Origin of the sequence: Pseudomonas mediterranea CFBP 5447, from assembly GCF_000774145.1 — a bacterium.
GTDB lineage: Bacteria > Pseudomonadota > Gammaproteobacteria > Pseudomonadales > Pseudomonadaceae > Aquipseudomonas > Aquipseudomonas mediterranea.
In genome coordinates this window covers 680,658-696,806 of record NZ_KN322986.1, presented here as the reverse complement: position 1 = coordinate 696,806, position 16,149 = coordinate 680,658, and the positions used below count along the sequence as shown (strand labels likewise).

The 16,149-nt window shown below is 62.0% G+C and carries 13 protein-coding genes; 7 read left to right on the top strand and 6 right to left on the bottom strand.

The features are described from left to right. Nucleotides 1-66: 66 nt before the first annotated feature. Nucleotides 67-531, top strand: coding sequence for a bacterioferritin (gene bfr / locus N005_RS20040; protein ID WP_024778335.1), 465 nt, complete (start codon nt 67-69; stop codon nt 529-531). A gap of 159 nt (nt 532-690) precedes the next feature. Here bfr and uvrA read toward each other — a convergent pair whose 3' ends face one another. Continuing rightward, on the bottom strand, nt 691-3,525 hold the full coding sequence (uvrA, locus tag N005_RS20035; RefSeq protein ID WP_047702777.1) for an excinuclease ABC subunit UvrA: 2,835 nt from the start codon (nt 3,523-3,525) through the stop codon (nt 691-693). A 179-nt stretch (nt 3,526-3,704) separates the two neighbouring features. On the opposite strand from uvrA, the gene N005_RS20030 reads away from it, so the two are divergent. Both N005_RS20030 and N005_RS20025 read left to right on the top strand, forming a co-directional pair. After that, nucleotides 3,705-5,102, top strand: coding sequence for an MFS transporter (locus tag N005_RS20030; protein ID WP_047702776.1), 1,398 nt, complete (start codon nt 3,705-3,707; stop codon nt 5,100-5,102). Between the two features lie 9 nt (nt 5,103-5,111). Next, nucleotides 5,112-5,627 (top strand): single-stranded DNA-binding protein, encoded by a 516-nt coding sequence (locus N005_RS20025; protein WP_047702775.1) that lies wholly within the window; start codon nt 5,112-5,114, stop codon nt 5,625-5,627. A 100-nt stretch (nt 5,628-5,727) separates the two neighbouring features. Here N005_RS20025 and N005_RS20020 read toward each other — a convergent pair whose 3' ends face one another. Beyond that, on the bottom strand, nt 5,728-6,285 hold the full coding sequence (locus N005_RS20020; RefSeq protein WP_047702774.1) for a cysteine hydrolase family protein: 558 nt from the start codon (nt 6,283-6,285) through the stop codon (nt 5,728-5,730). 95 nt (nt 6,286-6,380) lie between these two features. Between N005_RS20020 and N005_RS20015 the strand changes: the two genes are divergently transcribed. The 3 genes from N005_RS20015 (at nt 6,381) to N005_RS20005 (ending at nt 9,524) form a co-directional block, all read left to right on the top strand. Further along, nucleotides 6,381-7,376 carry a GlxA family transcriptional regulator gene (locus N005_RS20015; RefSeq protein ID WP_047702773.1) on the top strand — a complete coding sequence of 332 codons (996 nt, stop codon included), beginning with the start codon at nt 6,381-6,383 and terminating at the stop codon, nt 7,374-7,376. A gap of 290 nt (nt 7,377-7,666) precedes the next feature. Further along, nucleotides 7,667-8,776 (top strand): DUF3182 family protein, encoded by a 1,110-nt coding sequence (locus N005_RS20010; RefSeq protein WP_047702772.1) that lies wholly within the window; start codon nt 7,667-7,669, stop codon nt 8,774-8,776. Further along, on the top strand, nt 8,766-9,524 hold the full coding sequence (locus tag N005_RS20005) for an alpha/beta hydrolase family protein (RefSeq protein WP_047702771.1): 759 nt from the start codon (nt 8,766-8,768) through the stop codon (nt 9,522-9,524). Before N005_RS20010 ends, N005_RS20005 begins: the two co-directional genes overlap by 11 nt. A 109-nt stretch (nt 9,525-9,633) precedes the next feature. Here N005_RS20005 and N005_RS20000 read toward each other — a convergent pair whose 3' ends face one another. Genes N005_RS20000 through N005_RS19985 form a run of 4 tightly spaced genes read right to left on the bottom strand, consistent with a single transcriptional unit; the run spans nt 9,634 to nt 13,679 of the window. Beyond that, nucleotides 9,634-10,650, bottom strand: a complete 1,017-nt coding sequence (locus N005_RS20000) for a lysylphosphatidylglycerol synthase domain-containing protein (RefSeq protein ID WP_047702770.1) — start codon at nt 10,648-10,650, stop codon at nt 9,634-9,636. Then, entirely contained in the window at nt 10,637-11,935 is a 1,299-nt protein-coding gene (gene clsB / locus N005_RS19995) for a cardiolipin synthase ClsB (RefSeq protein WP_047702769.1), read from the bottom strand. Before clsB ends, N005_RS20000 begins: the two co-directional genes overlap by 14 nt. Beyond that, a complete protein-coding gene (locus tag N005_RS19990) occupies nt 11,932-12,756 on the bottom strand; it encodes an endonuclease/exonuclease/phosphatase family protein (protein ID WP_047702768.1) in 825 nt (274 codons plus the stop codon). The genes clsB and N005_RS19990 overlap by 4 nt, the downstream gene beginning before the upstream one ends. Then, nucleotides 12,753-13,679 carry a DUF72 domain-containing protein gene (locus N005_RS19985; RefSeq protein WP_047702767.1) on the bottom strand — a complete coding sequence of 309 codons (927 nt, stop codon included), beginning with the start codon at nt 13,677-13,679 and terminating at the stop codon, nt 12,753-12,755. The genes N005_RS19990 and N005_RS19985 overlap by 4 nt, the downstream gene beginning before the upstream one ends. A 324-nt stretch (nt 13,680-14,003) precedes the next feature. Here N005_RS19985 and N005_RS19980 point away from each other — a divergent pair, with 324 nt between their 5' ends. Continuing rightward, nucleotides 14,004-16,091 (top strand): mechanosensitive ion channel family protein, encoded by a 2,088-nt coding sequence (locus tag N005_RS19980; RefSeq protein ID WP_144402704.1) that lies wholly within the window; start codon nt 14,004-14,006, stop codon nt 16,089-16,091. Nucleotides 16,092-16,149: the final 58 nt, after the last annotated feature.

The following is a 16,149-nucleotide window of genomic DNA, read 5'->3' as shown; positions in this document are numbered from 1 at the left end:
CACCGTGACCTGGCGATCAGCTTGGTTCAAACTAGAGTCTTTCAAGGCTTGTGGAGATGTAGGGCGATGCAAGGTCACCCGGACGTAATCGATTACCTCAACACGCTGCTGACAGGCGAACTGGCAGCCCGTGATCAATATTTCATCCATTCACGGATGTACGAGGATTGGGGTTTTACCGAGCTCTACGAACGTATCAACCATGAAATGGAAGAAGAAGCACAGCATGCCGATGCCTTGATGCGCCGGATCCTGATGCTCGAAGGTACGCCGCGCATGCGCCCGGACGACCTGGACATCGGCACCACCGTACCCGACATGCTCGCTGCCGATCTGCGCCTGGAGTACAAGGTCCGGGCTGCGTTGTGCAAGGGGATCGAGCTGTGCGAACAGCACAATGACTATGTCACCCGCGAAATCCTGCGTGTACAACTCAATGACACCGAGGAAGACCATACCTACTGGCTCGAGAAGCAGTTGGGTCTGATCAAGTTGATCGGGTTGGAGAATTACCTGCAGTCGCAGTTCTGATCGAGATAATGGTGGGAGCGAGCCTGCTCGCGATAGCGATTGATCGTTACATGGATGCCAACTGACACACCGCTATCGCGAGCAGGCTCGCTCCCACAGAGAAGCAAAAGCCCCTGCCATCGATGAGATGACAGGGGCTTTTTCACGCTCGGGAATGGATCAATCCCGATCACGTTCCAGCAACGGCTTCAGGTAGTGCCCTGTGTGGGACTGCTTCATCCCGGCGACTTGCTCAGGCGTACCCACTGCGATGATCTGGCCACCCTTGGAGCCGCCTTCCGGCCCCAGGTCTACCAGCCAGTCGGCCGTCTTGATCACGTCCAGGTTGTGTTCGATCACCACCACGGTGTTGCCGTGGTCGCGAAGGCGATGCAGCACGTCGAGCAATTGCTGGATATCCGCAAAATGCAGGCCGGTGGTCGGCTCGTCGAGGATGTACAGCGTCTTGCCGGTGTCGCGCTTGGACAGCTCGCGGGACAGCTTGACCCGCTGGGCTTCGCCGCCGGACAGCGTCGTCGCCGATTGGCCAAGCTTGATGTACGACAGGCCGACATCCATCAACGTCTGCAGCTTGCGCGCCAGGGCCGGCACCGCGTCGAAGAATTCCCGGGCCTCCTCGATGGTCATCTCGAGGGTTTCGTGGATGTTCTTGCCCTTGTATTTGATCTCGAGGGTTTCGCGGTTGTAGCGCTTGCTCTTGCACACATCGCAAGGCACGTAGATGTCCGGCAGGAAGTGCATCTCCACCTTGATCAGGCCGTCGCCCTGGCAGGCTTCGCAGCGCCCACCCTTGACGTTGAACGAGAACCGTCCCGGACCGTAACCCCGGGAACGGGATTCCGGCACACCGGCGAACAACTCGCGGATCGGCGTGAACAAGCCGGTGTAGGTCGCTGGGTTGGAGCGCGGTGTACGACCGATCGGGCTCTGGTCGATGTCGACGACCTTGTCCAAGTGCTCCAGGCCCTTGATGCTGTCGTGGGGCGCGGCTTCCAGGGTGGTCGCGCCGTTCAGGGCCGTGGCGCTGAGGGGAAACAGGGTATTGTTGATCAGCGTCGATTTGCCCGAGCCGGACACGCCGGTGACGCAGGTCAGCAAACCAATCGGGATTTCCAGGTCGACGTTGCGCAAGTTGTTGCCGCGGGCGCCCTTGAGGGTCAGCGACAGCTTCTTGTTGCGCGGCGTTCGTTTGGCCGGGACTTTGATCTTCACCCGTCCCGACAGGTACTTGCCGGTCAGGGAGTCGGGGTGCGCCATGACTTCGGCGGCGGTGCCCTGGGCGACGATATGCCCGCCATGCACGCCCGCGCCCGGCCCGATGTCCACGACGTAGTCCGCCAGGCGGATAGCGTCCTCGTCATGCTCGACGACGATCACTGTATTACCGATGTCCCGCAGATGTTTCAGAGTGCCCAGCAACCGGTCGTTGTCCCGCTGGTGCAGGCCAATAGACGGCTCGTCGAGGATGTACATGACCCCCACCAGGCCGGCGCCGATCTGGCTGGCCAGGCGGATACGCTGGGCTTCGCCGCCGGACAAGGTGTCTGCACTGCGGTCGAGGGTGAGGTAATCGAGTCCGACATTCACCAGGAATTGCAGGCGCTCGCTGATTTCCTTGAGGATCTTGTCGGCGATTTCACCGCGGCGGCCGGTGAGCTTCAGGCCGGCGAAGTAATCGGTGGCGTCGCCGATGGGCAGGTTGGTCACTGCCGGCAATGTCTTCTCGCCGACCCACACATGCCGCGCTTCGCGACGCAGGCGGGTGCCGCGGCAATCAGGGCAAGGTTGGGTACTGAGGAACTTGGCCAATTCTTCACGCACGCTGGCCGATTCCGTCTCGCGGTAGCGCCGTTCCAGGTTCGGCACGATGCCTTCGAACGGGTGGGAGCGCTTGACGATATCGCCACGGTCGTTCAGGTATTTGAAGTCGACGTTCTGCGAGCCGCTGCCATGCAGGATGTATTTCTGCTGGTCGGCGGGCAGTTCGTTGAAGGGCTTGTCCAGGCTGAACTTGTAATGAGCCGCCAACGACCCAAGCATCTGGAAATAATAGACGTTGCGCCTGTCCCAGCCGCGAATCGCGCCTTCGGCCAGGGTCAGTTCGCCGTTGACCAGGCGCTTGGTGTCGAAGAACTGCTTGACCCCCAGGCCATCGCAGGTCGGGCAGGCGCCGGCCGGGTTGTTGAACGAGAACAGCTTGGGTTCCAGCTCGCTGATGGCATGGCCGCAGACCGGGCAGGCAAAGCGCGCCGAGAAAATGATTTCTTCGCCGGGCTCGTCGTCCATCGGCGCCACCAGGGCGATGCCGTCGGCCAGCTTCAGCGCGGTCTCGAAGGATTCGGCCAGGCGTTGTTGCAGATCGGCCCGGACCTTGAAGCGGTCGACCACCACATCGATCGAATGCTTCTTCTGTTTGTCCAGCTTCGGCAGTTCGTCCAGCTCGCAGAGCTTGCCATTGACCCGGGCCCGCACGAAGCCCTGAGCTCGCAGTTCTTCGAAGACCAGCAGGTGCTCGCCCTTGCGCTCGCGAATGACCGGCGCGAGCAGCATCAACTTGCTGCCTTCCGGCTGGGCCAGCACCAGGTCGACCATCTGGCTGACGGTCTGGGCTTCCAGGGGAATGTCGTGATCGGGGCAGCGGGGAATGCCGACCCGCGCATACAGCAGGCGCAGGTAGTCGTAGATCTCGGTGATGGTGCCGACCGTCGACCGCGGGTTATGGGAGGTGGACTTCTGTTCGATGGAGATCGCCGGCGACAGGCCTTCGATGGTGTCGACGTCCGGTTTTTCCATCATCGACAGGAACTGCCGGGCGTAGGCCGACAGCGATTCGACATAGCGTCGCTGACCTTCGGCGTACAGGGTATCGAAAGCCAGCGATGATTTGCCGGATCCGGACAGGCCGGTGATGACGATCAGCTTGTCCCGTGGCAGGGTCAGGTCGATGTTCTTCAGGTTGTGGGTACGGGCCCCACGAATCAGGATCTTGTCCAAAATGGCCTCGCTCGGCGGGCGTCGAAAACGTAGGAGTATACGGGCAAATACTGGATGGATAAACACTATTGAGCGTGCGATCACAGCCATACATGAAGACTGCGCGTCAAACAGTCGCGATATACCCCCTCAATCGATGGGACTGGTAGAATCGCCGCCGGTTCAGATGAGGTTTTTCCATGCACGATCCCCACAGCGAGCGCATGAGCGGCGGCGAGACCCGGGCGGCAAGCGGTCTGGCCCTGGTGTTCGCCTTCCGTATGCTGGGCATGTTCATGGTGTTGCCGGTGCTGGCGACCTATGGCATGGACCTGGCGGGCGCGACGCCGGCCCTGATCGGGTTGGCGATTGGCGCCTACGGCCTGACCCAGGCCATTTTCCAGATCCCGTTCGGAATCATTTCCGATCGCATCGGTCGTCGTCCGGTGATCTACCTGGGGCTGGTGGTTTTTGCCCTCGGCAGTGTGCTGGCGGCCAACGCCGACTCGATCTGGGGCGTGATTGCCGGACGGATCCTGCAAGGCGCGGGGGCAATTTCCGCCGCGGTCATGGCCTTGCTCTCGGATCTGACCCGCGAACAGCACCGGACCAAGGCCATGGCCATGATCGGCATGACCATCGGGCTGTCGTTCGCCGTCGCCATGGTCGTCGGCCCCTTGCTGACCCGTGCCTTCGGCTTGTCGGGCCTGTTCCTGGCGACCGGTGGCATGGCGCTGGTGGGTATCCTGATCGTGGCGTTCATGGTGCCCCGTTCCACCGGGCCGCTGCAGCACCGTGAGTCCGGCGTGGCGAGCCAGGCGTTGATCCCGACGCTCAAGCACCCGGACCTGTTGCGCCTTGACCTGGGCATCTTCGTGCTCCACGCCATGCTGATGTCCAGTTTCGTCGCCTTGCCCTTGGCCCTGGTGGAGAAGGCCGGGTTGCCCAAGGAGCAGCACTGGTGGGTCTACCTGACTGCGCTGCTGATTTCGTTCTTCGCCATGATCCCGTTCATCATCTATGGCGAGAAGCGACGCAAAATGAAACGAGTTCTGCTCGGCGCCGTCGTGACGTTGATGCTCACTGAGCTATTCTTCTGGCAGTTCGGTGACAGCCTGCGCGCCCTGGTGATCGGCACGGTGGTGTTCTTCACCGCGTTCAATCTGCTGGAGGCGTCGCTGCCGTCGCTGATCAGCAAGGTTTCACCGGCGGGCGGCAAGGGCACGGCAATGGGGGTTTATTCCACCAGTCAGTTCCTCGGTTCGGCGTTGGGCGGGATCCTCGGTGGCTGGCTGTTCCAGCATGGCGGTTTGTCGGTTGTCTTCCTGGGATGCGCCGCGCTGGCTGCACTTTGGCTGGTCTTTGCTGTTACCATGCGCGAACCGCCGTATGTGACGAGCCTGCGCTTGCCGTTGTCGCCCGAAGCCATGCGCGAAGCAGGCCTGGTCGAGCGCCTCAGGGCCGTCGTTGGCGTAACCGATGCAGTGGTGGTCGCCGACGAGGCGGCCGTTTATATCAAACTGGACACCGAATTATTGGATCGTGCGACCCTCGAGCGCCTGGTGAACAACCCGGCCCCGAGCGCGTGCGAAGCCTAGGAGAACGTTATGGCCCGTGGGGTTAACAAAGTCATATTGGTCGGCACGTGCGGCCAGGATCCCGAGGTTCGCTACCTGCCTAACGGCAACGCCGTGACCAACCTGAGTCTGGCGACCAGTGAACAGTGGACCGACAAGCAGACCGGCCAGAAGGTCGAGAAGACCGAATGGCACCGCGTGTCGATGTTCGGCAAAGTGGCGGAGATCGCCGGCGAATACCTGCGCAAGGGTTCGCAGGTGTACATCGAAGGCAAGCTGCAGACGCGTGAGTGGGAAAAAGACGGCATCAAGCGCTACACCACTGAAATCGTGGTCGACATGCAAGGCACCATGCAACTGCTGGGCGGTCGTCCACAGGGTGACCAGCAGCAGGGTGGCAATAACTACCAGCAGTCGGCTCCACGTCAGCAGGCACCGCGTCCGCAATCGGCGCCACAGCCACAACGCGAGCGCGCGGCCCCACAACAGGCCGCACCGCAACCGGCTCCGGATTTCGACAGCTTTGATGATGATATTCCGTTCTGACAACAGCTAGGAGCCTCAGGCTTCAAGCTACAAGCTGAAAACAAAAAACCGCGCTTGGAATTCCAGCGCGGTTTTTTGTTTGCAGTTTGCAGTTTGCAGCTTAACGCTGCGCCTGCTCCAGAAACTCCTCCGTACTCACCACCTTCGCATAAGCAAACCCCAACGCCGACATGAAGGCGGCGTGGACCTGGGCTGCCGGAACGACGATGCCGTTGAACTCCAGGTCGAGGGTCGCGCAGGCGTCGTGGATCACCGTGACCTCGTAGCCCAGGTCCGCCGCTGCCCGGGCGACGCCGTCGACGCACATGTGGCTCATGCTGCCGACGATGACCAGTTGAGTGATGCCGTGATGGTCGAGCAAGGATTGCAGTTCGGTTTCGCGGAATGAATTGACGAAGTGCTTGAGCACCACCGGTTCATCGGCCTGGTTGAGCACCTTGGGATGCAGCTTCGCGCCATCGGAGCCCGGGGCGAAGAAGGGTGCATCGTCGGACGTGAACTCGTGACGGATGTGCACCACCTGGTCCCCGGCCTGGCGAAAGGCCGCGATCATGCGGGCGGCGTTGTCCGCGGCGGCTTCGACGCCGCTCAGTGGCCATTTACCCTGGGGGAAGTAGTCATTCTGGATATCGACTACGATGAGCGCTTGCTTGGACATGGTGACTTCCTCGATAAGGTGTGTGGGGCCAGTATCAGCTCTTGCCGCCGGTTCGAGGATTGGCCGCAACGACAATAAGCGAGGGAAAACTGACAATGGCGCAGGAAAGGGCGGTCGCCGAGCTGGGGATATTGATTTACCCCGGTGCACAACTGGCGGCGGTGCACGGTTTGACCGATCTGTTTGCCGTCGCGGAGCGGATCGCGGCCGAGCAGGGTGGCGCACAGTTGCCACGGCTGCGGGTGAGCCATTGGCGGGCAGCGCAAGAAGAGGTGCCGCAGCGGGTGTTCGACAGTGAAACCGGCACTGCGGGCCGGTTGGTTGCGTTGTTGATTCCGCCTTCCATCGCCGGTTTCAGCGACGGGCTTGTCTGCCAGGCACTGATGGATTGGCTACGGGCGCAGCATGCCGGCGGCACCGTGTTGGGCGGAGTGTGCGTGGGATCGATCCTGCTGGCTGAAAGCGGCCTGCTCGATGGGCGGAGCGCCACCACCCACTGGACGTCGGCCAAGAACTTTGCCGAACGTTATCCGAGGATCAAGCTCGAAGCCGACAAACCGATTGTCGATGACGGCGACCTGATCACCACCGCCGGGCTGATGGCCTGGGCCGAGTTGGGGCTGCGGCTGGTGAGTCGCTTGCTGGGACCCAGCATCGCGACTCGCACGGCGCGGTTCCTGGTCATCGAGCACAGTGACAGCGCCAGCGAGTGCGGCAGCAATTTTGCGCCGATCCTCGCGCATGGCGACGGGGCGATTCTCAAGGTGCAACACTGGTTGCAAGGTAGTGGCGCGGTAGACGTCTCCCTGGCTGCGATGGCCGAACAGGCGGGCCTGGAGGAGCGCACCTTCCTGCGCAGATTCCGTAGCGCCACCGGGCTCAAGCCCACCGAGTACTGCCAGCACCTGCGAGTGGGCAAGGCCCGGGAAATGCTGGAGTTCACCAACGGCACCATCGATCACATTGCCTGGAAGGTGGGTTACCAGGACCCGGGCGCTTTCCGGGCGACATTCAAGAAAATCACCGGCTTGGCGCCGAGTGATTACCGGGCAAAGTTCGGGGTGAGTCCGCCAGGCGTTTCGAAACAGTAGTTGAGCCTGTGGCAAGGAGCCTGCTTCCGCTGGCTGCGTGAATGTCGGGGGGGATTCTATTGGGGGCGCTTCGCACCCCAGCGGGAGCAAGCTCCCTCGCCACAGGGGGTGTATCAGCATCGTGCAATTTGCCGGATGCCCGCCAAGGGTCGTGCAGAATGAAACAGGCCCGGTGCTATCAATCTTTCTCAAAGCGCCCGTTTCCTTGACCGTCCGCTCCGCGTCAGGCCGTTGGCCTGATCTCTGCACCCTTTTATCCACAGCCATGAGCGCAGGTAAAAGGGCAACGCATGACGCCAGTCAATCGCAACAAAACCGTAGTGGCCCATTCGGTCAATCCTCACGCGCCGCGCCATGAAGTGGAAACCAATCGTGCCTTGGCCCGTTGGTTGGCGCAGATCCTGGGCATTGAATATGGCGGCAGCTATGACAGCCAGCAGCATGCCGAACGCGATCTGTATCTGCTGCCCACGCAAACCCTGATCGGCCCGGAAGCCGCGCGGCAACTGGGTGTCTCGGGGCCGGACGATCTGTGGGGCGGTTACGTCGAGCATGATTTCATCTGCACCAAGGCCATCACCCACGGTCTACTGAACAAGTATGCCGTCGCCCCCATCGGCTGGTCGCCGCTGTTTGCCAAGCTCGCCCGTAGCGTGGTGCTCGATGGCGTGAGTGTTTTTTCACTCAAGGACGCGCGTCTGGCCGCCGAACATCTGTTGTACGCCGGCCCCATCCGCTTCAAGCCGATACACGCCTGTGCCGGGCGCGACCAGCGGGTTATCCAGAACCTTGCACAGTTCGATGAAATCGCCGCTGATCCCGATGCCCAGGCCGTGTTCCGCGACGGGGTGGTGCTGGAGCAGAACCTCGATGAGGTCAGGACCCAGAGCGTCGGCCAGAGCACTATCCATGGCAAGAGCCTGAGCTATTGCGGTGTGCAGCACCTGACCCGGGACAGCCAAGGATTGGAAGTGTATGGCGGCTCGGATCTGCTGGTCGTGCAGGGCGGCTACATCGAATTGCTCAGGCTCGAGTTGCCCGATGAAATGCGCGAAGCGGTGCGGCTCGCACAAGTCTTCGACGATGCGGCGAACCAGGCCTATCCCGGTTTCTTTGCTTCCCGGCGCAACTACGACATTGCCCAAGGCATCGACACCGGCGGCCAGCCCCGTGGCGGCGTGCTGGAGCAATCCTGGCGCATGGGCGGGGCCAGCAGTGCGGAACTGGCGGCGCTGCAAATATTCGTCCAAGACCCCTCGACCAGTGTGGTCCGCGTGTCCTCGGTGGAAACCTACATTGACCAGCCGTTGCCCCCCGGCGCCATGGAAGTATACCGCGGCCCGGCACACAACGGTGATTTCCTCCTCAAATATGTAACGGTTCATTCCCATGACGGCTAGAAGTGAAACCATTCAGATAGAGATCGACGACGAGCACATGAACGGCACGTTCCTGAGCCCCAAGTCGAAAGTCCCTGGCGTGTTGTTCGTACACGGTTGGGGCGGCAGCCAGGAACGTGACCTGGAGCGGGCCAAGGGCATCGCCGGCCTGGGTTGCGTCTGTCTGACCTTCGACTTGCGCGGCCATACCGGCGGGGCGGGCATTCCGCTGTCCCGGGTGACGCGGGAAGACAACTTGCGGGACCTGCTGGCGGCCTATGACCGCCTGCTCGCTCATCCCGCCTTGGACACATCGGCGATTGCAGTGGTCGGTACCAGCTACGGCGGTTACCTCGCCTCGATTCTGACCTCGCTGCGCCCGGTACGATGGCTGGCGTTGCGGGTGCCGGCGCTGTACCGCGACGAGCAATGGCACACGCCCAAGCGCGACCTGGACAAAAGCGACCTGCTGGATTATCGCAGTACCCTGGTACACGCCGATACCAACCGCGCACTGCACGCCTGTTCGCAGTTCACCGGCGATGTATTGTTGGTGGAATCGGAAACCGACGATCACGTGCCCCATGCCACCATCATGAGCTACCGCGCCGCGTGCCAGCAGACCCATTCGTTGACCCATCGAATCATCGATGGCGCCGACCATGCCTTGAGCGACCCCATCTCACAGCAGGCCTACACCTCGATCCTGGTGGACTGGATCACGGAAATGGTGGTGGGAGAGCGGTTGAGCATCATTCAGGAGCGGTAGACTCGTTGTCCATGGGGGCGCTATCGCGAGCAGGCTCGCTCCCACATAGGCTCGTATTCCCCCCCTGTGGGAGCGAGCCTGCTCGCGATAGCGCCAAATCAGACGATGATCATTTATGCTCGGGCTTCTTGAGCCCAGGCTTGATCCGCAACGCCTTGGCCTTCGCCTCGATCACCAGGTACATCACCACCGTGACCAGCAACGGCAGGATGAAGTAGATCGCCCGATAGGCAATCAACCCCGCCAGCAGGCTGCCCCGTGACGCATCGTGTTGCAGCAGCGCGATGAACACCGCTTCCAGCACGCCGAGCCCCGCCGGAATATGGGTGATGACCCCGGCAATGCTGCTGATCAGCAATACGCCGAGCACCACCGGGTACTCCAGTTTGCTGGGCAGCAAGGTAAAGATCACCGCCGCCATCAACGACCAGTTCAGCGCCCCCAGGGCCAGTTGCAGCACCGCCATGCGCAGCGAGGGCAGGTTGATTTCCATGCCGCGGATCGTCCAGGCACGACGCTTGGAAAACCGGCAGGCCAGCAGGTAACCGGCACTTGCCAGCAGCAACAGCGCGCCCACACCCTGCAAGGCATCGCTGCTCAGTTTCCAGCCCGGCGGCATCGTCACCAGGCCGCTGCTGAATACCGCCCCGGCCAGGGTCATGTAGCCGAACCAATTGGTGGCCAGGCTCAGGCCGAGGATCTTGGCGATATTGCCGTTGCTCACCCCCAGGCGGGAATACAGCCGATAGCGCATGGCAATGCCACCGACCCAGGCGCTGAGGTTGAGGTTGAAGGCGTAGCTGATCACCCCCACGGGCAAGATCTGCCGCCAACCCAGTTTCTGGCGGATGTAAGTGCGCCCGATCAGGTCAAAGCAGGCATAGGTAATGAAACTGACGAGGGTCAGCGTGGCGGCGATGACCAGGGTCCGTACCTTGAAATCCGCCAGTGTGTCGAACACCTCTGACCAGTCGATGCGCCGGGCCAGGGTGGTGAACAGCACGATCAGCAGCAGGAAGAACGCCAGGGTCAGCGGTCTTTTCCAGCGGCTCCAGCGTGACTTGGGCTTGTTCTCGTCCCGGACACGGGTATCGCTCGGCGCGGTGTGCGCCTCAGAGTGGTTCATGGGGTTCGCTCCGAACCGCCGTCGGCGGCGAAAAAGGTTTCAGGCGCGGTTTATGGGCCGGCAACCATCCGGCCCAGGCCGGAAAGTGACGCAGGAAGTGGAACACCATGAAACCGATGGTCATGCGCCAGAGCAGGCCCCGTGGAGCGTGGTTGGCGGGCATGACGGTGCAGTGCTCGCGGCTCAGGTGATCGAGGCGCTGGAACAGTTCGCGGTTGAAGCCCCGATCGCGGATCAGCACGTTGGCTTCCAGGTTCAACGACAGGCTCAGGGGATCGAGGTTGCTCGAACCCACGGTACTCCAGTCCTCGTCCACCAGGGCAACCTTGCCATGCAGGGGCCGCTCGCAATATTCGTAGATCGTCACGCCGGCCTTGAGCAGATAGTCGTACAGCATCCGCGCCGCCAGCTTGGCGATCATCATGTCCGGCTGGCCCTGCAGGATCAGCCGCACCTCCACGCCACGCCGCGCCGCATTGCGGATTTCCCGCAGCAACCGATAGCCAGGGAAAAAATAGGCATTGGCGATGACCACGCGCCGTTTGGCGCTGCGCAGTACTTGCAGGTAGACCTCTTCGATGTCGGTCTGGTGCTCATGGTTATCCCGATAGACCAGCCGCACCTGGCCGTCGTGGTCGCTGAAAGCCAGCTCGCTGCGCCGGCTGCGGCGCCGCTGCCACCAGTATTTGGCCCGGGCCGGACGACCGCTTTGCATCAACGCGAAGTGATGGATATCGACCACCGCAGGGCCCTTGATCTCCACCGAATAGTCCTGCTTGGCCTCTGGGCCGAAATCCCCCAGATGGTCGGCGGAGAAATTGATCCCGCCAATGAAGGCAATCACCCCGTCAATCACCACCACCTTACGGTGCAGGCGGCGGAACCAGTTGGTGCGAATGCCCAGGTGCAGAGGGGCGGGGTCGAACATTTGCAGGCGGACACCGGCATCGCTCAACGAGGCCAGGAAGTTCGGCGTCAGTTCCCCGCAACCGAAGCCATCCAGGCTCAGGGTGACTCGTACGCCCCGTTGGGCGGCACCCACCAGTACGTCGCGCAATTCGTTGCCGACCTTGTCCTCGAACAGGATGAAGGTCTCGATGAGGATCTCATTTTCGGCTCGACAAATAGCCTCGAACACCCGGGGGAAATATTCCTCGCCATTTTCCAGCAGGGTGACACGGTTATTGCCATGCCAGCCATATTCGACGTCCACCAGCGCCGGATCGCGCTCGGTGGGCGGCGTCTCGACCTGCTCCACTGTCGCCTTGTTCATCGTCGCGCTCATAGTTCGATCTCCACCGACAGCGGCGCATGGTCGGACAGGTGCGACCAGGGGCGCACACTCAGCACCTTGGGCTGATAGGCCTTGAGGTTACGCACATAGATTCGGTCCAGGCGCAGGATCGGCAGACGCGCCGGAAAGCTGCGGGCCGGCTTGCCCCATTGTTCGGCGAAGACTTCCCGCAGGCCGCAGGGTTCGAGCAGGTCGTTGGCCTTGCCGCGCCAATCGTTGAAATCCCCGGCGACAATTACCGGTGCCTCGGGTGGCAGTTCGCTCAGGCGTTTGCACAACAATTTCAGTTGCTCGACACGATGACCCTCGCGCAGCCCCAGGTGCACGCAAATGGCATGGACCTGGGGGCCGTCACCGCCCGGCAGGCGCAACACGCTGTGAAGCATGCCGCGGTTCTCATGGCCGCTGATGGAGACGTCCAGGTTGTCGTGGCGAATGATCTGGAACTTCGACAGCAGCGCGTTACCGTGGTCGCCCGCCGGATACACGGCGTTGCGACCATAGGCGAACTGTGGCCAGAGGCTGTCGGCGAGGAATTCGTATTGCGGCATGCTCGGCCAATTGGAGAAGCGCTGAGGGTGATGTTCGTGGGCGCCGTGCACTTCCTGCAGGAATACCACGTCGGCGGACACGCTGCGCACCGCTTCGCGCAGTTCCGGCAGGATGAAGCGTCGGTTCAGGGCGGTGAAACCCTTGTGGGTGTTGACCGTCAGGACCGTGAAGCGGCTGATCCGGTCGAGGTCATGCGCCAGGTTCTGGGGCGCATCGGTGGTTGCATCACGGGTCGCTTCGGTAGGGCCAGACGTGCTCATGGCAATACTCCCTCTGCCGGGCGCTCGCCGGGTGTGGTGGCGAGGTCCTTGTCCAGGTCGAAGCGCTCCAGCAAGTGGCGCGCGTCATAGGGCGCGCGGACTTTGATGTCGTTGTCGAAATAGCAAAATACTTCCCGGCTCTTGCGCGCCCTGGGTTTCTTTTTCGGGTCGATCAGCTGGGCGTCTGCGGGTTGTGTGCCGTGGCTCCAGGCCTCGATCCGGTCGCCCCAGCGTTTTAACGCCTCGTCGGTGTAGCCGCTGGCATAAAGTTCCTCGGCACCGTGCAGGCGCAGGTAGACGAAATCGCTGGTGACGTCTTCGCGATAGGGCCACTTGCCGGCGGTGTCGGCGATCACCAGTGCAATGTCGTAGCGCTTGAGCAGGGTGATGAAGTGTGGGTCGATGAAGCTTTCATGGCGGATCTCGACCGCGTGGCGCAGCGGGCGCTTCTTATCGGTTTCGGTGCTGGCGTGGCCGTCCAGGCGCGGCTCGTGCTCCCGGGCCAGGGCGGCGGCGCTTTCGGTGTCGTGGGGCAACTGCTTGAGGAAGTCCTCGAACAGCTCGGGGTCGAATTTGAAGCTGGGGGGAAACTGCCAGAGGATGGCGCCGAGCTTTTCCTTGAGTTCCAGCACCCCGGACGCGAAGAAATTGGCCAACGGCTTGTGGATATCCCGCAGGCGCTTGATATGGGTGATGAAACGCGGCGCCTTGACGCTGAACACGAAGCCCGGCGGCGTCTCGGCATACCACTGGGCATAGCGTTCGGGACGTTGGAGGGCGTAGAACGAGCCGTTGATTTCGATGCTGTTGACCGCTCGTGAGGCGAACTGCAATTCACGCTTCTGGGTCAGCCCCTTGGGGTAGAAATCCCCCCGCCAAGGCGTGTATCGCCAACCGGAAATGCCGATGTGGATTGCCGTCATGCGTCCCTCCCGTGCCAGATGACCTCGTACTGCCGGTGTCTTGCTGATGACTGTCGGGCGGCGCAGAAAGTTTCGACGAAGTGCCCGGTGGTGAAAGCGGTGGGGTTCTTGTGGCGAGGGGATTCATCCCCGCTGGGCTGCGGAGCAGCCCTAAATACTTACGCCTCGGTGTATCAGGCAGATTGTGTCGACTGTCTTGGGGCTGCTGCGCAGCCCAACGGGGATGAATCCCCTCGCCACAAGGTTTTGTATTGACCTCTGGAGCGAACTTGCCGGCCCGTTGTTGATCAGTTCCTTACCGATCCCATCAAGGAGCCTCGTGTTTTGTCTCGATTGAGCCGTGTATTCCTGCTGGCCTTGCTGGCGCTGACCGGCGGTGTCGCCTATGGCGCCGCCGCCGTTCCCGGCACGCCCGCGCCCAGTGAAGCGCCTGCCGAACCCGAACCCCTGGTCCAGGGCGGTTTGCTCGGGGCGATCAGTTCGAGCATCGATGACGTCCAGGACAAACTCGACCTCAACCAGAGCCTGATCGATGCCTGGCGCTTGCGGGCGGATCGGGCGGCGGACGAGGTGGACCGGCTGGTGGACCAGACTTCTCGCTCGTCCTGGCGTGTGACGGGGGATTTCCTGCTGCTGTCCGGCGTCTGGCTGGGGGCCTTCGGGCTGATCTGGGCCGGCGCGCGGCTGCTGGTACGCCATCTGGGGCGGCGTCGTTGGCTGCGCACCCGTCAGCGGGTAGTGGACCTGCTCGGTTACCTGCTGCCCTACACCGTGCCGGCATTGGTCTGCCTGCCGCTGACCCTGTACGTCAGCCATTTCCTGCAAGTGTCGGTCGGTCGCGCCCTGGCGCTGTGCTTCGCCTATGCCACCAGCAGCGGCGTTTTCTCCACCTCGGTGCTGCTGTGTGTGATCGTGATGTTCAACGCCGGCCACAAGCGCCGGGCGGTGGCGATCATTCGCCATTTCAGCCCGCGACCGCTGTTCCTGATCGGTTTCCTCGCCGCCCTGAGCGATGCGCTCACCAGTCCGCAGATTGCCCGGCAACTGGGTGGCAACATCACCAGCAGCGTGGCGGTGTTCACCGGGCTGCTGGCCTCGGTGATCTTTGGCTGGCTGGTGATTCGCATGCGTCGGCCGGTGGCCCACCTGATCCGCAACCGGCCGCTGGCCCAGCGCTTGAAACAACCGGCCCTGCAGGAGTCGCTGCGGATCTTTTCCGGGCTCTGGAACTGGCCGATCCTGCTGATGGTGCTGGTTTCGGCGGTCAGCCTGATCGGTGTCGGCGAAGACAACCAGAAAGCCCTGCGCTGCGCGCTGTTCACCACCATCTTGCTGATTGCCACGGTGTTTCTCAGCACCGTGCTCCAGCATGTGTTCAAGTCGCCCAAGGCCGAAACCATCCAGCGCAACAGTGCCTACAAGGGCCGGCTGCTGAGCCTGCTGCACGCGTTGTTGCGGATCGTCATGGCAGTGGCGTTCATTGAGATCCTCGGGCGGATCTGGGGGATTTCGCTGTTCGAATTCGCTTCGCGCAACGCCGTGGGCAGGGCGATCAGCGATTCCCTGAGCCGCATCGGCCTGATTTTCCTGGTGACCTGGCTGATGTGGGTGGTGCTCGACACGGCCATTCAGGAAGCCCTGAAACCGCCGCTGAACAAGCGCGGCGCACGCCAGCCCAGCACCCGGATCAAAACCATCCTGCCGCTGCTGCGCAACGCGGCGAAAATCATCCTGGTGGTGATTTGCGCGATCACCACCATGGCCAACCTGGGCATCAACGTCGCACCGTTGTTGGCGGGCGCCGGGGTGGTGGGATTGGCGATCGGCTTCGGTTCGCAGCAACTGGTGCAGGATGTAATTACTGGGCTGTTCATTATCATCGAGGACACCCTGTCCATCGGTGATTGGGTGGTGCTCGACTCCGGCCACGCCGGCACCGTGGAAGGCCTGACGATCCGCACCCTGCGCCTGCGCGACGGCAAGGGGTTCGTGCATTCGGTGCCGTTCGGCCAGATCAAGGCAGTGACCAATCAGTCCCGACAGTTTGCCTTCGCTTTTTTCTCGGTGCAGTTCACCTACGACACCGACGTGGACCAGGCCATCGAACTGATCCGCGAAGCCGGCCGTTCGATTTCGGAAGACCCGTTTCTCAAGTTCAACCTCCAAGGACCGCTGGACGTGTTCGGCGTCGACCGGATGGACCTCAACGGCGTGGTGCTCACGGCGCAGTTCCGCACCGTTTCGGGTGGGCAGTATGCAGTTAGCAGAGCGTTCAACCAGCGCTTGAAAAAGCTTGTGGATAACAGCCCGACGGTGCATTTCGCGCAGACTTATCCACAGCAGGTGATGTTGCCGAAGCGGTTGGTGGAAGAGCCGGTGGAAGGGGCTGAGGTGCCTGATCGTCCTCAGTAAAAGCTCGCCTTTGTGGTGGGGTTGATGGCCCTATCGCGAGCAGGCTCGCACAGTTGAA